Source organism: Paenibacillus sp. FSL R5-0701 (assembly GCF_037973995.1).
Lineage (GTDB): Bacteria > Bacillota > Bacilli > Paenibacillales > Paenibacillaceae > Paenibacillus.
The window spans coordinates 3,387,880-3,413,242 of sequence record NZ_CP150230.1 but is presented as its reverse complement, the minus strand read 5'-3'; the positions used below and the strand labels follow the sequence as shown (position 1 = coordinate 3,413,242).

Annotated in this window: 17 protein-coding genes; 2 read left to right on the top strand and 15 right to left on the bottom strand. The window is 46.8% G+C overall.

Annotated elements, in window-relative coordinates; translation table 11 throughout:
* Window positions 1-35: 35 nt before the first annotated feature.
* From MKZ13_RS15125 to MKZ13_RS15080, 10 genes are all read right to left on the bottom strand, one after another.
* Window positions 36-1,742 carry an RICIN domain-containing protein gene (locus MKZ13_RS15125; protein WP_047842959.1) on the bottom strand — a complete coding sequence of 569 codons (1,707 nt, stop codon included), beginning with the start codon at window positions 1,740-1,742 and terminating at the stop codon, window positions 36-38.
* Between the two features lie 275 nt (window positions 1,743-2,017).
* Entirely contained in the window at window positions 2,018-2,965 is a 948-nt protein-coding gene (locus MKZ13_RS15120; protein WP_036615897.1) for a carbohydrate ABC transporter permease, read from the bottom strand.
* A 17-nt stretch (window positions 2,966-2,982) separates the two neighbouring features.
* The gene (locus tag MKZ13_RS15115; protein WP_082219083.1) at window positions 2,983-3,828 is read right to left on the bottom strand and encodes a sugar ABC transporter permease; all 846 of its coding nucleotides are present in this window, start codon (window positions 3,826-3,828) and stop codon (window positions 2,983-2,985) included.
* A gap of 53 nt (window positions 3,829-3,881) precedes the next feature.
* Window positions 3,882-6,458 carry a DUF5696 domain-containing protein gene (locus MKZ13_RS15110; protein WP_339185112.1) on the bottom strand — a complete coding sequence of 859 codons (2,577 nt, stop codon included), beginning with the start codon at window positions 6,456-6,458 and terminating at the stop codon, window positions 3,882-3,884.
* A gap of 17 nt (window positions 6,459-6,475) precedes the next feature.
* Entirely contained in the window at window positions 6,476-7,111 is a 636-nt protein-coding gene (locus MKZ13_RS15105; RefSeq protein WP_036670948.1) for a YIP1 family protein, read from the bottom strand.
* Entirely contained in the window at window positions 7,095-8,558 is a 1,464-nt protein-coding gene (locus MKZ13_RS15100) for an NHL repeat-containing protein (protein WP_339185109.1), read from the bottom strand. The genes MKZ13_RS15105 and MKZ13_RS15100 overlap by 17 nt, the downstream gene beginning before the upstream one ends.
* A 15-nt stretch (window positions 8,559-8,573) precedes the next feature.
* Entirely contained in the window at window positions 8,574-9,449 is an 876-nt protein-coding gene (locus tag MKZ13_RS15095) for a carbohydrate ABC transporter permease (protein WP_026081082.1), read from the bottom strand.
* A 2-nt stretch (window positions 9,450-9,451) separates the two neighbouring features.
* Window positions 9,452-10,408: a sugar ABC transporter permease gene (locus MKZ13_RS15090; protein WP_036615906.1), complete on the bottom strand. Its 957-nt coding sequence runs from the start codon at window positions 10,406-10,408 to the stop codon at window positions 9,452-9,454.
* 19 nt (window positions 10,409-10,427) lie between these two features.
* Window positions 10,428-13,325 (bottom strand): extracellular solute-binding protein, encoded by a 2,898-nt coding sequence (locus tag MKZ13_RS15085; protein ID WP_339185106.1) that lies wholly within the window; start codon window positions 13,323-13,325, stop codon window positions 10,428-10,430.
* Between the two features lie 105 nt (window positions 13,326-13,430).
* The gene (locus MKZ13_RS15080; RefSeq protein WP_076317898.1) at window positions 13,431-14,786 is read right to left on the bottom strand and encodes an extracellular solute-binding protein; all 1,356 of its coding nucleotides are present in this window, start codon (window positions 14,784-14,786) and stop codon (window positions 13,431-13,433) included.
* Window positions 14,787-15,060: 274 nt separating this feature from the next.
* Between MKZ13_RS15080 and MKZ13_RS15075 the strand changes: the two genes are divergently transcribed.
* Window positions 15,061-15,828 (top strand): helix-turn-helix domain-containing protein, encoded by a 768-nt coding sequence (locus MKZ13_RS15075; protein ID WP_047842955.1) that lies wholly within the window; start codon window positions 15,061-15,063, stop codon window positions 15,826-15,828.
* Between the two features lie 124 nt (window positions 15,829-15,952).
* Here the strand turns inward: MKZ13_RS15075 and MKZ13_RS15070 are convergent, their stop codons facing one another.
* The 5 genes from MKZ13_RS15070 to MKZ13_RS15050 all read right to left on the bottom strand — a co-directional run bounded on the left by MKZ13_RS15070 (window position 15,953) and on the right by MKZ13_RS15050 (window position 24,266).
* Complete coding sequence (locus MKZ13_RS15070) at window positions 15,953-17,578, bottom strand: response regulator (RefSeq protein WP_237175387.1); 1,626 nt, start codon at window positions 17,576-17,578, stop codon at window positions 15,953-15,955.
* Window positions 17,563-19,320: a histidine kinase gene (locus MKZ13_RS15065; RefSeq protein ID WP_076327598.1), complete on the bottom strand. Its 1,758-nt coding sequence runs from the start codon at window positions 19,318-19,320 to the stop codon at window positions 17,563-17,565. The genes MKZ13_RS15070 and MKZ13_RS15065 overlap by 16 nt, the downstream gene beginning before the upstream one ends.
* A gap of 57 nt (window positions 19,321-19,377) precedes the next feature.
* Entirely contained in the window at window positions 19,378-21,111 is a 1,734-nt protein-coding gene (locus MKZ13_RS15060; protein WP_339185102.1) for an extracellular solute-binding protein, read from the bottom strand.
* A gap of 79 nt (window positions 21,112-21,190) precedes the next feature.
* Window positions 21,191-22,741 carry a glycoside hydrolase 43 family protein gene (locus tag MKZ13_RS15055; protein WP_339185100.1) on the bottom strand — a complete coding sequence of 517 codons (1,551 nt, stop codon included), beginning with the start codon at window positions 22,739-22,741 and terminating at the stop codon, window positions 21,191-21,193.
* A gap of 7 nt (window positions 22,742-22,748) precedes the next feature.
* On the bottom strand, window positions 22,749-24,266 hold the full coding sequence (locus MKZ13_RS15050; RefSeq protein ID WP_339185098.1) for a glycoside hydrolase family 43 protein: 1,518 nt from the start codon (window positions 24,264-24,266) through the stop codon (window positions 22,749-22,751).
* Window positions 24,267-24,429: 163 nt separating this feature from the next.
* Here MKZ13_RS15050 and MKZ13_RS15045 point away from each other — a divergent pair, with 163 nt between their 5' ends.
* Complete coding sequence (locus MKZ13_RS15045; protein WP_221821079.1) at window positions 24,430-25,299, top strand: AraC family transcriptional regulator; 870 nt, start codon at window positions 24,430-24,432, stop codon at window positions 25,297-25,299.
* The last annotated feature ends 64 nt before the right edge of the window (window positions 25,300-25,363 follow it).

The following is a 25,363-nucleotide window of genomic DNA, read 5'->3' as shown; positions in this document are numbered from 1 at the left end:
GGACTTGGGAAGGCTTTTATTTAACGTTGTGCTTATTAATTGCTAACGGCAACAAATTTCCATTGTTGATTTGTAGCACCTGTGTAGGTGTTCTGCTGCAGCAAGGCTCCATCCGAAGTGGAAGCGTTTGCCACTTCAATCGCTTTATTGCTGTTCACGTTGATGATACTCCAGTACCCGTTACCAAGATCGTTGACCTTAAAATGCTGAGCGGTTGTGTTCAGATTGCTCATGAGTTGAACCGCTTCCCCATTGGTGAGGGTACCGTTGCGAATATCGATGACTTTGTCCGGCGAGTTCACACTTGTCAGTGTATAGTTGCCGCTGCCGATCGAGGTCAGAACCCACTTCTGAGGGTTACCGCCCAGATCACTCCACTGCTGGAGCTGAAGATTATTTTCATTTTGACCACCTGGCACATCAACAACTTTGTTGGAATGCCGGGCTACGATTTTATAAGTTGCACCGGATACAAGACCCGTTGTCGGTCCGCCGCCTTGTCCACTGCCCGGGTAAGTCTGAGCACGTTCATGGTACCAGTTGAACAGGAATCGTCCCATGGCACTCCGTGAAGCATCTCCATCCCATTTCAGTCCAGCCGTTGGGTCGGCAAAGGAGCTTCGTGGTCCTTCACTTAGAATGAATCCGTTCATATGAGCTGCAATGCTGACATTGCCTGATGCGTTGAAAATCGTTTTGGTATTGGTGCCAAAACCTTCATTGCTGCCATTAAACAAGTTCCAGTAGGCCGAATCGCCAGGTTTGTTTTTGAACCAGGTTACCTCTGTAATATTAATCGGATATTTGTCAGCAGCTGCCTTCACGTTGGTATTCCACTGGTCTTGCAGGATAGAGAAGTTGTCATATGCGCCATAACCAGGGTACCAGTGAACCGCATATCCATAGTTATTGAGCGGATCAGTCAATGGATGGCTTGCCGTCAAGCTGTAAAATTGGTTGTATCCCAGACCTGCCGCCCAGATGACGTTGTCCGCACCTTTGCTACGAATTGTTGAAATCATGGAATTTTGGAAATTACGCAAGTCATTCCAGTGATCCACAAAGTCATTTTCCCCGTTGTATCCACCCCAATGTCCATTGGCATAGGATTTCACCGGTTCGTTGATCAGCTCGAAGTGAACGTTGTCTGCACTTTTGATCTCCGGGCGTGAAGCGAGATAACCCCAGATTTCGTTGAATTTTTGCAGGTTGGCAGGTGTTGTCGCCTGATCATCCTTCAATGTGAAGTCCAGTCCCAGAACAACATAGACACCTTTTGTTTTGGCATATTGAATGTACGGAATAATTACATTTTGCGTAACGGTCTGCACACCGGCAAAGTTATATGTACCAGCAGCCACATCTCCCATGTCCTGACGATCGATGAACAGACGTACCTGATTCATATTCCAGCCATGATTGCTTCCGTACTTCGCGCTGGTGTCAGCAAAAGTATCGGTAATGTCTTTCAGATACGCCAGTGTAGCTGCATGACGGTTATTACCGTGCAAATTGAGATAATAATTGCTGTCCTGATATGTCCAGTAGGCACCTGAGGGTTGATGCCAACCGTTCAGTAACACAGGCTGGTTGTTGCTGTTCACCAGGTTTTTGCCGTTTACGTGAAGCTTGCCCATCGGCATGCCCACCCATGCTTCGGCACGGCTGCCTCCCCATGGAGCAATTGTGATCAATAAAGCCAGAATGAGTACAAGTTTACAAGATGTCATGAACTTCTTCAATTTAATTCCTCCTGATCTGATATATTGCCTTGCAATATTGCGAGGTACGCTCCGTCAGAGTATCTCTGTTCAAACAGATCGCTCAGGTCGGCGCCCGCTCACGCAGCCCGTTCCACACCAGCAGGGGGATCCTGCGCAGGGAAGGATCGCGGTTCTGCTGTGAGGAGAAGTTCATAAGATCGTTACATGCCCCCTTTTCACAGATGGAATGTTGCATGAAGTTCCTCCTCCCTCTTCCAGTCTGATCCCACTCCAAACGTACAGAAGAACTTAACTTAACCGACGATTCCCGTACGCTCTACACTCTCTACGAAATATCGTTGCACAAACAAATAGATGATGATCAAAGGCAGAATGGCAAGAAGAATTCCTGTATCCTGGATCATACTCAGATAAAACGGATCGGCTTGGGAAGCTGCACCGTCAGTAACCTGCTGGGCCAGATTATACGGAAGGGACGATAACTGAGTCGACATGACTTTACTTGAAGTCAGATAAGTCGTCGTATAGAAGCTGTCGTTCCACTGCCATACGAAGGAAAACAGCATGACTGTTACCATGGACGGAATGGCATTGGGCAGCATGATTCTTGAAAATGTTCGTCCGATGCCCGCGCCGTCCACATAGGCCGCCTCCTCCACTTCCTTCGGAATACCTCTGAAGAATTGCCGGAAGATAAAGATGTACAAACCGGCTTTAAGTGAATTGGCCGTAATTGCCGTCAGAATAAACGGCCAATAGGTATTAAGCAAATTAACAGGTTTGCCGGCTATAAGCGTCATAAGCCCCATTAGGTCAAAGCTTTTCAGATTCAGGTATACCGGAATGAGAATGGTCGTTGGCGGTACAAGAATCGTTAGAATTACACCAGCAAACAGCCAGTTGCTTCCCCTGAATTTCAGTCTGGCGAATCCGTATCCTGCAAGTGCACAGGATGCTGTAGTCAGCAGTGTAGTCGTTGCAGACAGGGCAAACGTATTAAACAGCGTTGCCCAGTAATCCATTACGCGTATCGCCTCTTTGAAATTGTCGATGGAGAAGTTCTGTGGAATCCACACCACCACTGCCGAATACAGATCACCTTTAGCTTTGATGGATGTGGAAACCTTCTGAAATATGGGAAACAGGATAACGAAGGAAAGCCCGGTAATCAGAACGAATCGGATCATGGCCCACAGCCAGCCTTTCCAATGCTCCAGCGATAATAATCGTGATGTTGTCACGTGGGACACCCTCCTTTCTAATCTTGATAGAAGACTCGCTTCGAGAAAATGATGTTTACGATAACCAGAATGATGGCAATGGCCAGAAAGTAGACCCATGCCATGGCAGAACTTAATCCAAAGTCAAATTTGACGAAGCCGGTATCCCGGATCAGTTCCGTCATGGCGTTATTGGCAAACGAATCAATGATTGTATAGATCGCATTGACAAAAATAAGCGGGCTGACCATTGGGAACGTAATTTTCCAAAAGGCTTCATAACCCGTTGCCCCTTCCATCTTCGAAGCCTCATACAGTTGAGGGGAAATCGTCTGGATCCCTGCCAAAAAGATCAAAATCTGCACACCGGATTGACTGACGATCTGATAGATCCGATCTACGGCGCTGCTCAGATACGTAACGATCCAATCGCTCACTCCGGCGTTAACCATCAGATTTTCGAGTTCAAATGTCCCGAGTGAGCTGCCACCTGTGCTGCTCTGATTAACCGCTTCAATCAGGCTGGTGCTCTCCAGTGTCATAATCACTCCCGATGCCAGAATAACGGGCAGGAAAAAGATCGACCGCGCTACAGCCCGGCCCCTGAACTTCTGATTCAGGATGACGGCAAGGAACAGACTGAATATAACGATAAGCGGTACGTTGATGAGCACGTCTGTGATCGCCTCAATTAACGCACGGTTAAAGCTTGTATTGACGGTCAGCGCCTGAATATAATTGGCAACACCGTTGAACTGAATTGCTATGCCTTCCGCGTTAGCCTGAATTGTACTCATGCTGTATCGCAGAGAGGCTAACAGCGGAATGAAGAAAAACAACACAAAACCAATGAGCCAGGGAAGCACGTAGATTACGCCCCACATGGCTTTCTGCTGAGCATACGTACGACTTCCCCATTTCCATTTCAGGAGCGTCTTCAGAGCTGCTCACCACCAGTCACATAGCTTTGGGCTTCCACTGTATCGTTGTTAACTTCTACAGGGAAGTCGTTATAATTGACGATTACGAACCCGCCACCTTCATATGTTGTCCGGAAGACGCCCTCCTCCAGGGATTCATGGGACATCATGGAACGTCCAGCAAACGGTTGGTTCACCTGGTTCACCTCGTTGTAGATCTCGGCAGCCAGATCGATCCATTGTTCATAATTCGCCGCGTAGAGATCATCATAATCCGTTTCTTTCACAACATGGTTTGGCGCATTGAACCATGCAAAGTAAGGACTGGCTCCATATTCAATCAGCTTCAGCACATATTGCCTTGCATTGGTATATGTGGAGAGATTGTATGGCGTCCCCGTATAACCGATGCTGCCGTGTACAACGAGCTGATAGAACGGAATCTCTTCATCCTCCAGCTTGAAACGACTGCTGGTCATCGGCGCATCTGTCAGACCAGTTACATACGGCAGGGCATAAGCGTTCCCGCCTTCAGCAACAAGCGAGCCAGCCTGCTGCCAGATCTGTTCAAGTGCCTTCTTTACGGAGCCAAGCGCTTGTGTTCGGTCCACCAGCTTTTTCGGATTCATATCGCTGTTTAACTGAGCTGCCAGATCATTCAGGCTTAGCGACAGTCCATCCTTTTGAAGGGACCTGAGCTCATCTAACATGTCTGCCGTCACGTCCTCCAGCATGTTGGGCGAAAGCACATAGGATGGTGAACGATCCCGGTCCCGCCGCTGGATGGCCTGGTTCATCGGATATAAGACCGCCGGTTCCTGAGTTAATGTGCGTGAAGCTTCTTTGGACGGTTTAAACCCTTTTTTGGATTGCACATTCAGCAGAGCAATATCGGGATAGAAACCGATACCCGCTTCTTGTGTGTATGCGCTGAATTCCCGCAATCCCTTTTTCCCGCCTACCGCGCCGTCTACTTGGATAGAATTCGGCAGTCGATGATGGAGTCCGCCGTTAAGCCATCCCGCATAGCGCACCTGAATATTGGATACCTTCTTCTCCGTCAAGGCGGAGAGAATGTTTTTGGCTTCATCAAACGTGGTCAAAGCCTCCGTTGAATCATACGGTATGCCCAGCATATGCTGCCTTGTTGTCATGCCGCCGAACAGTTGCAGATAAAAGGGAACATTATTCTGCTCCTTGCTGGCGTTCAACTCGGGAAGTCCGCCGTTTTGCATCAGATAATCCCGATAGAGAGATGCAAGCCCTGAGTACGAGGCTTTATCCTTCCCGACAAAAGCATATCGAACGACGAAATCAGACGCGGTCGGTTTCTTCTGGAATTTCGGAAGTGTACGAACCATATCACTTGCCTGAAGCGTCACATCGCTCTTGTTCACCACATAGAAGCTGGGATATACGTTGTTGTAACTGTTCAGCTTACCGCTGATATCGGCATTCACAACTGCAACGGCATCCCCTTGTTCAATAATGCCCAGGAAAGCCCCCTCTTTCCGAATCAGTCCAAATACCGGCAACCTGGCTCTGGCTTCATTCGAACTTGCTTCCCGCAGTTTCATGGTCATATCCGGTCCATATATATCTTGTTGATAGGCAGGATACTGCAGTTTGCCATTGTTAAAATGGATCAGCGCTCCCGAACCGTCCGGCACCAGTATGGAGCCCTCTTCTTCTGAACCCCCTGCCCCGAAGTAATCCATTACAGATATGCTGTTGATCGGATATTCCTCCGGAAAATGAATGCCTGAGGACGGAACACGTACAAGCAGATCCTCTCCATCCAGCTCATATTCCATCGTAAGCATAAATAGTCGTGGTCCACTTCGTTCCTCTTCAATGCCAAACTCGGCATGATCCTGAGCCAGATCCTCCGATGTGTAACCGGCTGTGTCAAAAGCCTTCAAGGCCCGGGACAATTGCAATCCTTGCATCGCCTTATCAATCCGGACGTAAGCGCCTTCATCCTTGTCTTCCGCATAGCCGACCTTCAAGGCCCGTTGCCCGGCCTTGTCTAGCTGTGCAAGCAGCTTTTGTTCGAAACGCTCCTTGCTGATCTTCATCGGCAAGTCTTCTATGGATCGCTCAGTGCTTCCAAACTGGTAGTGGACCCGCACGCCGCTTGGCAGCACCTCGTAGCTTATCTGCTTGTGTGCAACACTATCCGTGAAGGAATTCACGGTGCTGCTCTGTCCGAGGCTGTTGAAAAAGCTGAGCTTCGTTTGTGATGACAAAAGGTCTTTGTTTATCCCGGCTGCAACCCCATCCTGCTCACGATCTGCAGGATTGCTGCGCCAGATCTGGCCGCTCTGCGTGTGAATCACTGCAATCTCGGCAGTCTCCTCGTTAATGAACAATTGCAGCGCAGCATTCTGCGCAATGCCTACCATGCCGGGAAGGCGGACATCGCTGAACGATGATTTCAGTTTCTCTCCGGGAGGCAGGGAGGGAAAGTCCGTCGGATCAGCGGCAGTCACTGTCTCGTGAGCGAGCGGTGTTGGCGAGAATTGACAACCGCCAAGAAGCAGACTTCCCGCGAGCAGCATTCCTGTTATTTTTTTGGCTACGGTATAATTCATAACAATTTCCTCCTCCCTTAGCCCCGAAGCACTAATTCCTGATAGATGGTTACAACAAACGATACAATCTGCTGTACAAGACTGAAGAATAACAGGCACAGAAATGCCATAAACGCCATCGCTACAAGTGTCAGCAGCATCGTGAGCACCGTTTTGGCTGGTGTGTACTGATGAACCGTCATATTCCCCACAAATAACAGATATACCGTCCATGCAACGGCGAGTGCATTGGAGAAATAATAAAAGGCAGTTTCCTGCGCAGAGATCACAAGACTCAGCCAGATCCATGGAAAATGAATGAGTAACAACGGTACCAGTGCAAAACAGGTTGACATGAAAATTTCGGAGAACTTGCCTTCCCCGTCCATCAATGTGGTTAACGACCAGTTAGCCACACACCAAAACAGTACCGGTATAATGACATATAACATTTCGAGCAGACTGTTCAGATACTTTGGATTACTGAGATTAATGAGAAAACCGCTGTACTGGGCATGCAAAATTTTGGTGATGACCAGAAGCACCAGGATCATGAAAGCAATCAGCAGTGAGTTTCTCTGGTTCCGTTCATATTTCAGTTCCCAGTATCCGTCAAACGGATGGAAAATCAGATGCAGCGGGTACTGGTATAGTTGCTTACTTGATGCCTGCATTCGTAGTCCTCCTTTTCTGCCTGCGAACGATGATGACGGTGACAATCGCAGCGACAGCCAGGAATATACCGGACATCATCCATGAAAAATGCTCACGCATCAGCTCTTTGCGGTACAAAAGAAAAGCTTTGGAATACCCTTTGGGCTCCATGCTGCGCTTGAAATATTTCGCAGACTCGGCGTATTCCTTCTGACGAAGCAATGCTTTGCCAATTCCTGCATACGCATATTCCAAGTTAGCGTTCATCTCGGCAGCTTGCGCAAACAGCACCGAAGATTGATCTTCATCACCGTTATAGTAGCTGCGCACCGCTTCGTGGAGTGTACGTCCGTATTCAGTTGTTTGAAAGACGGTGATTTCACCCAGCGCTTTATCCAGAACTAACATCCGGTCTCCCGCACGTTCCAGGGCAACAGGTGTATTAAATTGGCCCAGCCGGTTCCCGATGCCGCCATAAATATGGAGCAGGTATCCGTCTCCATTGTAGGTGAAGATTCGGCCCTTGCTGGAATCCAGTACGGAATACATGTCACTGTCACCCACATCCACATCAATCAGGCGGGATGGCCCTGCTTCCTGTGTATACAGCAAATCACCCTGCGGAGTCTGATAGCCTTCTCTGCGCAAAATGTCTGTACCCTGGGCATTCAGCTTTTTGACCGGATCCTTGCCGCGATCTCCGCTAGTGGCGTAGATGAAGCCCTCTTCATCCATATCCAGATTGGTAAATTCCGTTGGAGTGAACATCACCATCTGGCTCCGCTGCTCCCGTGTTGCAAACCGTTTCCACAGATACTCCACCGGGTCCACCTGAACTCTGTTCGCTCCAATGAAGGAAGAGAATGTACCGTCGGCGCTGAACTCCATGAATCCATCAAATACGCCTTCAGCCATGACGTAGATACGCTCCCCTTTGTCCATAACAATCCTTATCGGTTTAAACTGGAAGTCTGCTTTTAGCAGATCCGATTTTGGTTCAGACACGATCTTGACCAGCTTCCCCTGTTCATCCAGATGCACCACCCGGTGATTATCCGAATCAGCGACCAGCAGATGGCCTTTTTCCGTGACGTACAATCCCTGTGGATTTTTAAAATGATCTTCCTTGCCTTCCTGCTTGAATGAATCAATTGTCCGTACCAGCTTGAAGTTGCGATCCATCTCAATGATGCGGCCATTGCCCGAATCGAGCACAAAGACGTGCTGATTGGCTGTAACATGCATGTCACTTGGCTCTTTCATAGGAGTTGTGTTCAGCTTCTTGCCGGTGATAATGGTTGTTGCCTCATATGCCGCCGGTGAAGGAACTGCGTCACCCCAGAAGGAATAATGATACGCATCCGTTTTACCGTCTGCACTCACATAGGGCGCCTCTTGAACGAACAACAGGAGGCAGATCATGCCCATGATGATCGATTTACGTTTTTTCCATGTGCTTCTCCGCACCTCGCTGCCTCCTTTCTACTCTTTCATGCCCGAAGTGGCCATCGTCTGCATAACACTGCTCTGAGAGATGATAAACAGAGTGATCGGTACGATCATCAGCAGCAAGGCAACAGCCGCACCTACACCCGCTCTTGCAATCCCTCCCTGCACAATCTGACTGAGCGCATAATGCAGCGTTTTGAGATTTTCACTGTAAATGAAACTCCCGCCATCCGTTCCCCATAACGCTGGAAACTGCAGAATCATGAGCGTGAGCCATGCCGGCTTCACATTGGGCATCACGATGCTCCAGAATATCCGGTATTCATTGGCTCCGTCGATTTTGGCTGCCTCCAGCAAAGCATCGGGAATCTGCTCCATGAACTGTTTCATCAGGAAAAGTCCCAACGAGAACGCAAGTGATGGCACAATAATGGACGCATGAGTGTTAATCCAGCCAAGCCAGGACATGACCATGTAGTTCGGAATCGCCGTAACATGCGGCGAGAACATCAGGGACAGAATGACAATGGTGAACAACACTTTGGAGCCCGGAAAACGATATTTCGCCAGCGGATAAGCTGCTGCAGATGCAAGCAGGATATGCCCCGCTGTGCCAAGTATCGTAATGAGCAATGTGTTGGCAATATAGCGGGATAACGGCACCCACGAATTGCCCATGAGGTTGATCAGATCGGCAAAATTCTCCGTTGTTGGATTGTTAACCCAGAAGCGCGGCGGGAAAATAAACAGCTCATCCAGCGGCTTGAATGCATTGTTGACTGCATAGATGAGCGGAAGCACCATAAAGGAGCCGAACACGCCCAGCAATGCAAATAACATCAGGCTGACGGTAAATGACCGATTAAGCCTTTTTGGCATGCCAAACACGGCACGTACTTTGCTGGTCATCGTCATTCACCTATCTTTCTAAGCATTTTTTGCGTGAAAACGTTTGTACCCAGCATCAGGGCGAACAGGACCGTTGCGATGGCCGAGGCATACCCCATCTCGAAACGAATGGTTCCGAAGTCCATCAGATGTGTGACAACTGTGTGTGCCGCATAGTTTACGCTCGGGAAACCTGCCAGTGCGATGGAAATCTCAGCTACGGCGAAGGAAGCGGTAATCTGCATTACCGCACCAAACATCAGCTGCGGTCTCATCGAAGGCAAGGTGATGTACCATAGCTCCTGCCAGCGGTTTTTGATCCCGTCTACGGTTCCTGCTTCAACCAGAGAACGATCAATGGTTTGCAGTCCTGCAATAAAGGCCAGGAAGCTGGTTCCCAGGCTCAGCCACAGCTGTACAATAATGACGATTGCCAGTACATACTTCTCGTCTGCGAGCCATTGGATCGGTTCCAGTACGACGCCAAGGCGCATCAGGAAGCCGTTCATATACCCGTAGCTGTCACCCGAGAAGATGATCAGCCAGATGAAAAAGACGTTGCCCGATATGGATGGGGCATAGAAAACCAGCGTCATGACCGCCCGAATTTTAGGAGACAGCTCATTGATAATCCACGCAAACAAAAAGCAGGCAATATAACTGAGAGGGCCTGTAATTACGGCAAAAAGCAGCGTGTTTTTGAGCGCGATCAGAAATACGTCATCGTTCAGGAAAAGCCGGGAATAGTTCTGCCAGCCGACAAATCGCGGCAGTTCCAGCATATTGAAGTGAAAAAAGCTGAGCCCGAGTGAAATGCCGACCGGAATGACAGTAAACATGAAAAAAATCAGCATAAACGGTGCCATCAATACATAATAATGCCTGCTGAGATACAGATCCCGCTTCAATAGGGACCACCAGCCGACCTGGCGGGTATGGACGGCAGGAGCGGCGGCTGTCTTGGTAGTTTTAGCTTGCAACCGTTACCCTCCCTTTCCTCTATTTCAGATTAAATTCCTTGCGTTTCAACTCAATTTCATCATCAATGTACAACACATAGTCCGATAAGGCTTCACGCGGATTTTCATTTGCATTGACCACCTTGCGGAAGGCGTTGTCCAGATGTCGTCCCGTGAAGTAACCTCCAGGAAGCTGCGGGATTCCCTGTACCCATTCCCATTGTTTCTCGAGATTTTGATAATCCTTCACAGGCCAAGGCAATTGCTTCAAGGCTTCGATATTGGCCGTTGGGTAACGGGCAGCCGCTCCCATAAGACCTTCCATTTCTCTCCCGTATTCAATCTGGGTCTGATCATCAGTCCACCACTTCATGAACTTCCACGCCGCTTCCTTGTTGTCGGCATTTTCGAGCATCATTACCGCGCTCGTAGCGCTGGCCACTTCATGCCGTATGGACCCATCCGGAAGCTGTGTACCCGGAACAATCGTAAAGTCCCAGAGATTGCGGATTTCCGGAGCCATAACCGTCAGCATGTTATACGTGGTGTAATCAGCAATCCCGATCGGCATTTCCCCGGTACGGAAGCGGTTCGGAAAGTCGGCTTTGAGCGGAAACTTGTAATTGGTATAAAATTGCGTCCAGCGTTTGAATGCGTCCATTGAAATCTCCGAATCCAGTGCACTTTTCTTCTGGTCTTCGGTGTAGAACGTTCCGTCATTCTGATATAACAACATCGCAAAGGTTGAATTCGGAACCAGGTTGGCATTGTTCAGCGTATCCTCAATCGGCAGATAAAACTCCATGTTATGCTTCTGCAGCACGGCGATGGCGTTATATACGTCTTGCCACGTTTTCGGCGGTTCGAGGCCCAGTTCATTCAGAATATCTTTGCGGTAAAAGAGCATTGGAAAATGCTGCTGCTCCGGAAGGGCATATACCCCGTCGTTGTAGCGGTATGGCGTCAATCCGCTTTCACGGAACCTGCCCGAAATTTCCTCGAAATCAGGGAACTGGCTCAGATCCGCCGTTGCATTCCTCATCGCATAGTTCACCGGAATGTCTTCGCCCATCTGCATGGCTACATCTGGGCCTTCCCCCGAGAGTGTTGCGGGCAGCAAAATATTAGGCGGAACGAGACGTAACTGCACGGACACATCCGTATCCGGGGTAAACGAATCGTCGATCATGCCTTTCAGTACTTGGGCCTGATCTCGTCCGGTCGTGATCCATACAGTAATGGCATCCTTCTTTTGTTCCACGTTGCCAATGCTGTCGTAATCTTCGGTATACGAGGCAACATATGCGCCCAGTTCGTGCTTCACCTGCTGGACGGTGCTCGCTTCCGCTTTTGGCAGCGATTCACCCGGCGGAGATACGACAAGGTAATCCAACGTAATCGGCTGTTCACGTACCGATAGAATCCATGTGCCGAGACCACCTACGTTAATTTTGAACGTATCCAGCCGTTTGGGAACCGTCTCTGGTCTGGCGGCCATATCTTCAAGCTGCAATACCATGGCGTGAAGTACGGCCACTTTGTCACTTTGCTCACCCGTGGCCTTTTCCAGGTAATCTGCAACGGAACGCAAGGTGTCAGCTTGTCGTTCAAACACCTCCGTCATCTCCGGAATACGCCGTTCCAGTTGGTAATCCCGCAGTGGGTCCGGACTGTTGGAGGTGATCATTAATATTTTGCGATACATCTCATTCAGTTCCAGCACGCTGGATTCCACGGTCCGCAGCAGCGGAGCGATGTCGCCAAGTGTAACCGTCATTCGGATTCGGTGTTTCCCTTTTTCAAGATGAAACTGATATGGCTGATCCTCTCCCGAACCCAACACCTGAGTTTGCCAAGCCGGGCTGTAATTAAATCGAATGCGTTTCATTTCCTTAAACGGAACTTCGCCGTTAATCGTCAGACTGCGGGTGGCATAGATGCCACGCAATTGATCCTGCTTCACCTTAAGCGCGATTTGATACAATCCGTCTTCAGGCACGTCAATTTCCCATTCAATCCATTCGCCCGGCAGTTTCCAGTTAATTCCCCCGATAGCGTTCATCCGAATTTTCGATACATTATAAGGCTCGAGTGAAGGACTTGATCGGTCCGAGATTGGTGCCAGTGTAGGAGATGATTTGCTAACAGCTTCCTCCCCCTGAACTTTCAACATGACAGGAGCCGATTGTTTCAAGCCAAGTGAGGCATAGGTTTGCTCCAGCTCTGCATAGGAAGGAACTTCGCTTTCTTGATATAACTCGATATAATCGATCGCCATGCTTTCTCTTAATGAAGTGAGCGATAACTTCTGACTGCCTTTTTCAAAATAAAACTGAAACGGTTCCTCAAAGTACCCTGCGCTGTCCTTGAAGGAAGTCAGCTGCCATTCGGGCTGTTCCACTTGTCTGGGTCTAAGCTCGTTGCCACGATCGTCCTGCCGGACGTTGTCCTCGCGATTCCCCCATACCCTGTCAAACAGAAGAATATCGGCCCCTCTGAACGGGACCTTACCGTTAAGCTCAAGCCTGCGTTCGATCCCGGAGCTTTTACCTTCTACGGGATAATAGTGAATGCGAATGTTGTACAAACCGCTCACTTGAACGGGAACATCCCAGCGAATGGTTCCAGTTTCCGGCGTAATTACGGCATTTCCGTCTAATCCGGCGTACCCTTGCACAACCTCAAATTCCCCATCCTCTGCCTGAACATAAGATTCGCCTTCGATGCGTACAATTTCATCCGGTTTGGCCGTATTGTCATGAGCAGTCAGATAATGCTCATAACTGAATGAATCCTCGGTTCCCGATACCGCCTCAAAGTCCTCAAGCGCATGTACCGTTCCCGGATTACGATCCCGCGATGGATATAGTGTCCATATGGAGAGCACCAAGGCCAGGACAAGCACCAGGATTAGTCCCTTTTTCTTACGTGACCGCATGTTTGAATGTATCCCCTTTCCTGTAAGCGTTGAGAGAACTGGACGATTGACTAACCCGGACAGACCGCACCTTCACTGGTGCGTTCTGCCCGTGTAACGTGATACTTATTTGTAAACCTCATCAATCGCAGCCTGGAAAGGAGCCTTGTATTTCTCGATCAGCGTAGATACGGATACCCCTTCTTTGAGTTCCCCATCAAAATCCCAGAACGGCAATGACGGGAATGTGTTATGGTCGAGAACCAACATACCTTCCGCAACCTCTCTGGCGTTGTTGATATCTGCTTCATCGGTCAGATGTGTCTCCAGTGTGGATTGTCCTGGATACTCATAGATCGATTCGATCTCATTAATTTTCTCCCAGATGTACATCAGTTGTTCCGGATTCTCTACCGCTTTTGGAATTGTTATCGCTTGGTAACGTGACTCACCGGAGTGATACGCTGTTGCACTTGGACCTTTTGGAAACGGTACAAAACCAATATCGTAGTCCTGCATATCCGTCATAATACCTTCGACTTCGTACATGGCACCTGAATACATCAAGGTGTTCCCTTGACGGAAGAACGTGGATGGCTCTGTCCAATCGCCGCCCTCAGAAGCTCTGCCGACCTTCTCGGTAGCCAGTTTGGACAGGAAGTTCAACGCTTCTTTCGTTTTTGGATCTTCCAGGTTCTGTTTATCCTCTTTGGTCAGAGAAGCCTCGTTGGAATACAGAATCGGTTCCAGCAAGCCCGTTTGAGCGAGTCCCCATGTGTCCAGCTTGCCATCATTGTTTCGATCCTTGTTCGCTTGCTTGGCAACACTGATGAACGTATCCCAGTTCCATTCATCGGCATCTACATACTCTTGAAGTGGTTTCAAGCCGAGCTCTTGCATGAGTGTGCGATTATAGAAAATTCCGTTGATAAACGAGGACTGGTCCTCGGTAAAGCCGTAACCTTTGCCTTCATACTGCATGTATTCCTTGGTTGTTTTCTGGTTGAATACCTTGTCGTTTTTAATATAATCATCCACCGGCCATAACAGATCCTGTTTGGTCAATGCCGGAATGGCATAGTTTTTGCCCAGTCTCACCAGATCGCCAAGCGGTTCACCGGCCATCAGGGAAGCAACTACTTTTTCCTGATATTCACCGAAATCGATGGAAACATATTCAATATTAAAGTTGTGTTTTTTCTTCAGCGCTTCGAGATTCTCAAGGCGTTGAATGTTGTCCGGGTTGTTCCCCTGTATTTCCATGTCCCACCAAGCAACAACCTTGATGGTTCTGCCACCCATGTCAAAGTCCATTTCTGGCGTGGAGTTTTCATTCTTTGGCTCGGTTTCCGCGGGTTTTTGTTCCTCCTGTGGTGTTGTCTTTTCCGGCTCGGGTTGAGCGGTAGGTGCAGAACTGCATGCAGCAATCACCAACAAGACCGCAAATACCAGGCTCAGTAGCATGAACTTGTGTTTTCTCATCGTCTTCCCCCCTGATTGTCGTTTGCTATCACAGTGTATCGTTCAAATGAAAGCGCAAACAACCTGCCGAAATACAGATGTTTACCCGGGCTGAATATAGATTCACGTAATTTTGCACGAGCAAAGTGCATTATAGGTTTTAATTGGTAAAGAAATGCACTGTCTACAAAAATATGCACATTGTATGCGCTTTCTTTTATTACCATAATGAAATTAAGTCAAATTTCAGTTAATCTAGCGCATTACAATTCAGCAGAAGGTGAGGTATTGCTTCATGTATGATATTTTACTTGTGGATTTCAGCCGTCGTTTGTGCGGAGAGTTGCAACAGATGTTGCTACGGAGCAAAGCTCAATATACTATCGCAAATTGTGTGTTCTCATCGGCCGAGGCTTTGACCGCATTGTCAGAACGAGACTTTTCCCTTGTTATGGTACATACAGAGAGGTTTGATACCGCGGGGCTCTGGTTATGCAACGACATTCGAAAAAAAAGTCAGATACCTATCCTCCTTATGGGTGGAAGAGATCACTTCAGGTTCGTACGCAAAGCCCTGACGTATCAGGTAAATGATTATCTCCCGTATCCTGTTAGTCCTTCTTCTTTACTTAACAGTCTGCATGGACTTAGATCCCACCTTGAAACCGACCCGGCACACAAAACGTCGTCGTTCTTCAAAACACCCGTTCAAATGAACGGTAAACCCATGCACTCCAGTCATGTTATTCGTATCGTCAAGGCCTATGTACGGGATCATCTGAGTGATGAAATCACGCTGAAGAAGATCTCTGACATGCTTCATTTTAACTGTGCGTACCTTGGACAGAAGTTCAAGCTGGAAGAGAAGATGTCTTTCAATGATTATATGCTCCAGCAACGTATGGAAAAGGCCCAGCAGTTGTTGTCTTCCACGAATCTGCGCATATATGAGATTGCTATTGAGGTAGGCTATAAGGATATTGATTGGTTCTATAAAAAGTTCAAAGCGTATGCCGGATCGAGTCCCAATGCTTATAGAAGACAAAAAATCCACACGGCCTAAAGGTGGATTGCCGAATCGGTTTGTTTATCAATTAGATAACAACCACAAAAAAACGCAGGAAGAAGAATACATTCTGCGTTTTTTTGTGGTTATTTGGGTTTGGTCAATTCCAGAGGATTCACCATTAACGTACCAAAAGGGATTCCCGGTATTCTTGGGGAGTCATTCCCGTTATTTTCTTAAAAAGTCGGGTAAACGAATGTGCAGCCTCATACCCCACTTGAAGTGCGACCTCACGTACCATAAGATTTGTGTTCTGAAGCAATTCTTTGGCTTTCCGTATTCGGCAGTCGTCAATGAACTCTGACACGTTTATTCCCATTTCCTGCTTAAAGAATCGCGATAGATAGGATGGATTAAAATGATGGAGTTCTGCCAGTCTCACCAGAGAGAGATCTTTCTCCAGGTTCTCCTTGACGTAACTGCATAAGGAATGAATGACAACGTTAGCGCGTTCCTGTTCATTTGATCTTTTGTAGCGTACTAATTCATCGGCAGCACGATATAGAAATTGTACTGCATCCTTCATGCATGTATACTCCCCTAAGTGCAGCAAGCTTCGTTGATCCGGGATTTTCTGTTGAAGACCCCAACGATTGATCGTTGAATGCAATAATAAGGCCAGATTGTAGTAAGTCTCCATGGCACGTTCCATCGTAATTTCCTGTTGCAGCAGTTCGCCTGCAAGCTCCTCAAATATATCGTAAAATGGCTGAATTCGTCCCGTTTCCAAATATCCTGACATAATCTCGATCCGGTTTGAGATCCGCATGGATTCTTTGGGTACATCAGATGAGAGATCATTACGATGATCTGTGAGTACCATGGATACACCATCCCCAATTTTCATCCACTGGAGTAATCTCAGACGTTCATATTGTTTGGTTAACTCGGACCAATTGCAGCTGCGACTACTTAATGAAAATGCAATGGATACGCCCAGTGAGACCATGCATGCTTCCTGTACCAGTTCCAGTGTGCCTTCTAGAAATCGCACAAGTTTATCATTTGTCATCTCTTCCTGCTGCTTCGGCTGAAGCAGCCAGATCGTATCCCCATAATGGTCCGTTACACTTGCGCACACTGTACGTTCATTCATCAGAGAAGAGCCGATAATGCGAACAGATTCTTGAACTTGTGTGAGGTCCGAACCTTTTTCTGGCAGATTATTGAACCGACCCAGTATGAGATAAACAGGCGAGTTGATCTGTAATCTTATATCTCGTTTGGATAATTCGTCCTGCATATCCATAGTAGAATCTATAACCGCTGTACAGTCTTGAAGTAACTTCCGTAAATACTCTTTTTGCTGTATCAGAGCAAGCTGCGAATTGACTTTATGAGAATGTTCCAACAACTCAACCATGCTGTGACTTCGCCGGATCTCTTCCATCACATCTTCTACAACAGACATCACCTTGTCATAACCTTCCGTTTTGAGCAAGTAACGCACATTAGCCATCTGAAAAGCTTGATATGCATAATCAAAATCGCTATGTCCTGTCAGAAAAATGACGCGACAATTCGGCCAACTGGCTTGAATCCGCTCTGTCAGTTCCAAGCCACTCATGCCCGGCATGCGGATGTCCGTTAGAACAATGTCAATTCTCGAACGCTGCATCCAGGACAATGCTTCTGTTGCAGAGTAGGCCTTACATACATCAAGCTGGTCGGGTATATGTCTGGCGAACGTTTCATAGAGACTATCCGTAATAATCTCCTCGTCATCTACAATCAAAAGTCGATACATTCGTTTTCTCCCTCTTTCCACTGGATTCGAATTGTGACTTTTAACCCTTGCAGTTCACTTCTGGATAGGAAAAGGCCACTTCCTTCTCCATACGTCAGGACCAGACGTCGATGAATATTTATTAACGCGGTCATTTCGTCTGTACCTCCGTCCTTATGCAAGCGTTGTTGAAGAGTTTGGATGTGTTGCTCTTCCAACTCATTACCATTATCCTCTACGGTGATCTCGGCATATGAACCTTCCATAGTAAACCCAATAATTAGAAGTCCGGAGTCCGTGTTCTTTTCAAGGCTGTGTTCGTAGGCATTCTCAATAATAGGCTGAATAATGAGTCTGGGAACTTTAATGTGTTCCATTTCAGCAGGTAGTGACCCAAAATCAACTTTGATTCGTCTGGAGAATCGTAATTGTTGAATCTCTGTATAGATTCGTGAATGCTCAACTTCCACTTTCAACTTCACATGATCTGTTTCATTCCGGGTAATGAACCTGAAATACTCTCCGAGCATGTTCGTAAATTGCTCAATACGTTCGGTTTCTCCTGTCCTTGCCAGTGAATTCAGAATAAAGAAGCTATTGTACAGAAAATGAGGATTAATCTGCGATTGAAGCTGTTTCAACTCGGCCCGCTGCATCATCAATGTTTTCTTAAAATCTCGATCGATAAGGGATTGAAGATTTTCAATCATTAGATTGAAACGGGTGTAGAGGAAGCCAAATTCATCCTTTCGGTTATGCGCAATGGGGACATCAAGCATGCCTCCCTCCATTTTTTTGAATCTTTTCACCAACAACAGCAACGGGATATGAATCAACTTGTAACTTGAATAGAGATACGCCGTGATGGCAACAAATGATGTAATTGCAAACAGCCAAGCCCAATGATAGAACTTGCTAAGTGGCTTCGTAACAATTGCCTCGGGTAGATATGTAGCTACGGATAAGCCCAGGGAGTCCATATGCAACTGACTAACATGGTACATGGTGTCACCCACCTTCATCCGAAAGCCATCAAGTGTACCCTTTACACTGTGCTCACGGTAATTCGCGAGAATAACACTAGCTTGATGTTTATCTGTGATGGCATGCCCCGTTTTGTCCTCAATCAGAAAAGTTGAACTCTCCGGGTACAAATTAAGCCGTGTGAGTTCATTCTGAAAATGGTATGTATCCAGCTCCACTTGAATGACAAAAAGCGGGGGTTCTCCTCTCGTGCCTGTCAGCCTGACGGCACTTAAGTTCAAGGCGTCCTCTTTCACAGTGAAACGTGTACCTTTTCCTTGCATGCCTGAACTGAAATATAGGTAAGAACTTTTATCGAAATCATCGATGCCTTGGATCGCGGATATACTTTTGCCAACAGAAGGGATATGTACATGAACGTTTTTGATATAAGCAGTGCTATTCTTGAATGAAGCGAGTCGTTCAGTCAGGTAATTTAATGTATCACGCCGCTCAACCTGATCCATCATGTCCCAGAGAATGGCCAGACGATTGAGTTTTCGATCCTCAACGATATCAAACTGCTGTAATTCCATCCATTCTATCTCTCTGTTCAATTCCACCACATATTGATTCAACCGTCTCTCCGTTGACAACGATATTTCCTGGCTTGCATTGTCATAACTCCAATGATACAGATACACGCCAAGAAGAATAAGAGGAAGCACAAATACCAGATAGGTGATTATTAATCGCGCAAATATACTGTTAAACCATGATTTAGCAGGGATCTTGATCAATACATTCACCTCCAATGCCAAAGGCTGAGTGGGTTCCTTGTAAGAATAAAGTGAACATTAGTGCTCCTTTGGCTTGCTGGTGCGAAACCACGCGTTAACCTCCGATGTGATCTGATCTCCCCCCAGCTTGCGCCAGTTCTCAACGAATTGATCAAACTCATCTATCGACCTGCCTAGAATAATGTTCATATAGGCTTCAAGCTGAAGATCCCGAAGAATAATTTGTCGATCAACCATTGTGTCCGTAATTCCACCCGTGAATTGATCATAGAGAAGTTGGCCGTTCTTCTCGTAAGAATCTGCAATGCTAAAAGCACCCGAAGGCCCATAGGTTTGTTTCCAGCCCCAGCCGCTCTCTACATCTTCCAATTCATAGGCCACAATGCGTTTGTGAATGGCGAGAGCTTCATTCTGCAGAGCCGAGAAGTCTCCTGTACTTCTGGCATCCCGAATTTGTTTGTATGCATCTATATTTTTATTACCGGGAAAAGGAGTTACCGGTGAAAGCATCCACACAGCTCGGGAGTCGTCATTGTAGTATGTTTCATACTGTGCCTGATCCCCCCAGTTGATGTCCAGATGCAGATTCATGAGCTTTACAACAACTTCCGGATTAGAGAAGCCCTTTTTTACAGCAAAGTATTGCCCAGTGTTGGAACGTAGCGGTACGAACAGGCTCCGGTCTGACTTGGCAACAATCGGATATGCCTGCCATTCTACATCTATACCTGTATCTGTATCACGGGTGCTCTGAAGCATAAAGGATGTCCACTGTTCGCCGTAAAGCATTCCTATTTTTCCATCCTGAACCAGACGAAACGCCTTGTTTCCACTTTTATAACCAAAATCCGGATCAAGTTGGCCTTCACGATACAACGTTTGCAGTACTTTCAGAGCCTCCCGAACTTCAGGCTGAATACCTCCATAAGTGAGGTTTCCTTCTGCATCTTTAACCCATATATTAGGGTAGGCACCATAGCCGGACATCAACCCTGCAGCTCCCATAACTGGATCCCATAGATGGTTCGTTAGCGCAAGTCCGTACGTATCATGCTCTCCGTTCCCGTCGGGGTCTCCCTCTGTAAACGCTTTCGAAACCTGGAGAAGCTCTTCCATCGTTTCAGGCGGCCGTAGCCCCAGTTGCTCCAACCAATCGGTTCTAATCCACAGGTACTGCGCTGTCTCAATGGAGGAAGATGATTCGGGAATAGCCATGAGTTTGCCATCAATGGTTGCCGCATCAAATGCGCCTCTTCCCTCCGCCTCCAATATACTCTTTGTAAGTGGGGAAGCATGCTCTTGGTACACATGGGTTAAATCTTCGATCATTCCAGCGTTGCTCAGTTGTCTAAGTTGATATGGATTAACTTTCACTACATCTGGAAAACGTCCTGCAGCAAGGGATACACCCAACTTCTGATTGTATACATCTCCCTTAGCAGTCCAGTCATAGTGAATTTGAATACCTAGCTCTTTCTCGTACAAACGAGTCCAGCGATTATCCAGTATCGTCTCACCAGGTAACTGACTAATCATGCGCTCAAGGTCATCTCCAGTTTCCCTGACAAAAGAGACCACGATGGGAGGAGAATACCTCTCAAACGTAGCGGGAAGTTGAATCTGCTGCCCATCTTGCTGCGGATGATGTTGTTTGGTATTACCTTCGGTATGACCTGCTGGTATGGATACAGCAAGGAACAGAATGAAGGTCCATCTTGTTATGTCCAGACATCTCTTATACATGACGACATGCCCCCAGTTCGGTTTGAACAACTCTCTTCTCTCTGTCAACTTTAATCCATATCATTGTACAACAACTTGTACTCATTGAATACGAAAAGCCGCCGTTGGGGGCGGCTTTTACGTATTTTCATTGTTTCTCATCAGGATTAATCACACGATATTCAAAATTCGAAAAGTCAGCTGTTCCTCCAGCTATTTCAGTTGAATATACAAACAACCCCGTTCGGCAACCCATAAAATGATCCAGTTTATATATCATTTTGTGGACAATCCCTATATCTCTCCATTCAACCCCATCGAAATAGGCAAAAGAGCACTCATCCAGATTGTTCTCAAAATTTCCGAATGCTTTTAGTTTAACTACTGGATCTGATACCGGGATACGTTCATGTTCAGTGGCTGGCTTCTGGTCGATCAGATTGCCAAATATGGTGGAATCCTCACTATCTCTGGCATGCATGACCAAGTAAAACTTGCTATCCTGCTTCGTGAGAGCGATCATACCGTACGAACCGATCAAAAAGCACAACCCGGCATAATCCCCATCATTCAGACGACTGCCGTCAAGCGTAACTATTACTTCGCAAGCGGGCCCCATTGAACGCTGGGTTAGTGTGTTGACCGCAAACGTCAGATTTGGGCTGATCTGTCCCGTTCGAACACGATACACTCCCGGTTTCTCTGTAACGGACCAAAGTTCATGATTAGGTGTATGATTCCATTGCCAAAAATCACGGAGGCGGATGTTTCCATCTTCTTCGGGTTCATAATTGAAACTGTCGCTACCCACTAACGGGTTATAACGGTGCTCTGGTCTCGTGCTTGGGATATTAATCTGCTTCGGCGCTTTGCTTGCAAAGACCGGTATACCTTGATCAAAGTGTAGCGGAACCAAAACAGGAACCCGGCCAACAGCCCCATGATCCTGAAACAGCATTGCATACCAGTCTCCATCCGGCGTATCCACGATACCGCCCTGAGCAACACCTGAATTGAAATAATCCATATCGTCATTAAATACTTCTCCACCAGTGAAGACATCTTCCAGAGAGTCTGCCATATAAAACGCCTGTGTTCTCCGTCCGGAAGCTTTCGTGATATGAATCAGGAACACAATATATTTACCATTGATCTTGTAAAAATGTGCCCCTTCATAACCAAGGTGATGAGGCTGCTCGTCTTTTACAATCAAGCGATGCACTCCACCAGGTTTGGGCCCGGACAGATCAGAGCTTAATTCGGTCAGATAGATCTCGGTATTACCGTATACGAGATAGACTCGTTCATCATCGTCAAAAAATATGGAGCAATCATGATAAAACCCTTCCACGATCTGCTTCTTCCACACTCCCGAGATGGAGGTCGACGTATACAAGTATGTCTTACGGGTATCATTCGCAACAAAGATCACATAGAACATCCCTTGATGATAGCGGAGTGATGCAGCCCACATGCCTTTACTATAAACGTGATGACCATCCATCAGCCGTTGGGCAGGTGTATCGTCCAATGTGTCGTATACATATGTGGCTACTTCCCAATGGATCAGGTCATATGAGCGCAGGATGACACATCCCGGCATCATGTGCATGGTTGTACTGACCATATAATATGTGTCATCTACACGAATAACATCAAGATCCGGGTAATCGGCCCAAATAATCGGATTCGAATACATGCTTTAATTACACCTCATTTTGTCTATTAAACTTCCATTCTCTTAAAAGGATGGTTGGGCTGTCTGTTGAACTTTTAAGCTTAATATACAAGTCTTGCACACCTTTCGCACCCGTAACATTAGTTGTTAGTTCCATCCATTGAAGAGATTCGGTTGCAGGTGGAACAATGATTTCTCCAATTAACAGTCCGTCTGTACGATCAAGTCGAAGTTCTAACGTACCTTCGGTTCCTTGATTCGCAATCGTGGCTGTGAAGGTTGTAGGTCCTTCACTTTCAAAGTCGACCTTGGATATAGCTATCCAGCTGTCATTATGCAGCTTAGCGGAGATCATATTCGAATCTGATGCAGACATCTCACCAGAGTCAGGATATTGCTCTGTTGATACTCCGCTACTCCATCCAATCGTCGATCCGCTTACCCGCCCATAGGGATCAAAACACTTGATTTGATCTACGCCCTGATAATCTGCATGTACCTTCTGGATCTTACCGGTGGCCTCATCATGTTCGACTCGATTCAGATGTGTTGAACGGTAACCATCGGGAATATTCATGGCCTGGCTTAATGTCTGAGCATGATAGGCAATGTACCACTGATCGGCCAGTTGGAATATAGCATGATGGTTATTGCCGCCAACATCAAAAAAGTGGCCCGGATTCTGGAGCAACGTACCCTGATATGTCCATGGCCCCATTGGCTGAACACTGGTCATATATGCAATTTCACCAGCTGGTGGGCTGTCATCTGGCCGATCACCCTCAATAAAATTGGAACAATACGTAAAATAGTAACTATTATTATATTTATGTATCCCTGAATCTTCAAACATATAAGGCGCCTGAATAACCTTCGCTCTGCCAACAACGCTGATCATATCGTCTCCCAATCGCATCACTCTTGCCGTATCCGGTCTTTCTGCTTTCCCCTGTGGAATACCACCACCGAAATATATGTAGGCCTGATGATCATCATCTACAATGACAGCCGGATCGAATAGCCAGGTTACTTCCTCCACTCCCGGCGTCTCTCTTGTAATAAGTGCTTTTCCTATAGGGTCTATCCATGGACCTACAGGTGTTGGTGCAGACAATACACCAATTCCACTGGCATTGTTGGCGAAATAAAGAAAGAAACAGTCCTTGCCATCCAAGATTCGATGAGCAGCTGCCGGGGCCCAGGATTGCGAAGCCCATGTTGCTGCGCCTTGAGGTCCAGCAACTCTGATCTCTCCATGATCGGTCCAGTTGATTAAGTCATCCGAAGAAATGACCGTAATCCGGTTGATTGAACTGTAGCTGTTTTTCTGAGGAAGACCGTCCTTATCATATTCCAGCTTATCACTAGTCATATATAAGTAGACTCGATTGTTAAATACCAAAGCATAGGGATCGGCTCCAAATTTGTGGGCCACCAAAGGGTTACCGTTGGGACGAAGCTTTCCAATCTCCCCTGGAATACGCTCCAGATTGGCAGCTTGGTCTTGCTTTTGCTCACCAGCATGTGGTGTAGAATGATGATTCATCAAAAGAATCCCCCTATAATTGTTTTTAGTTATGCCTTTTTCCGAGAAAGCGTTTGCAATACAAAAGGTATCATGATAGGATGATTACATTTTAAGGTAAGCTGAGTACAATTTCATTGCGTTAACCGCTCTATTTATTGCGTGAAATGACGGGAGGTACTTCATGAGTGGATCCTCTGAGTGTTTTTATGATCCCATCCAGCCTGAGCTCTTATATCTACATAGCGTAACGACGTATAAGCTGGAAACGATCTATCATCGCCATAATGCATACGAGATCTACCTGTTTCTTCGTGGCAACGTTCACTTTTATGTAGAAAATCGATGCTACCATGTGCTACCTGGCGATCTGCTTGTGATGTCACCCGAGGAGATGCACCGAGCCTTTATTCTGGATGAATCTGAGTATGAGCGAATTACAATCAATCTCAAAAAAACATATCTATTTCAGCTTTCCACACCATCAACCAATCTATCGTCATGTTTTGATCATCGCCCCAAAGGAACAGGCAACATCGTACATTTAGACGACGATAACTTGAAGCAGATGCTGCAATGTACGAACGAACTGGAAGGATTGCTTGCTTCTGATGCTTATGGCACCGATATCAAAATAAATGCAGCCGTAGCCCAATTGTTGGTCATGATTAACATCTGGTTTCATAACAATTCCTTTGTTCCCAATGACATTATGCCTGAACTAGTTCGTGAAACCATGGATTATATTGAAACACATCTAAATCAAGATATTACGCTTCGCAAACTTGCCGAAGTGTTCTACATGAACAGTACTTATATCAGCCGCCAGTTCAAGAAACATACTGGATTAACCATCCGTTCCTACATTTTGGGTCGTCGTATTGAACGGGCCAAATTCCACTTGTCTGAAGGATTAAGTATTACGGATGCATGCTTTCAATCGGGCTTTAGTGACTATGCCAACTTTATTCGCAGTTTTACCAAAATGGTCGGCATCTCCCCCGGTAAATATATCAAACAAAGACGTGATGTAATTGAAGCTTTGCCAAAATAATGATGAGCTCATTCAATGTAAACTAAAAAACATCAAGCCATCCTGCATGGCTCGATGTTTTTTA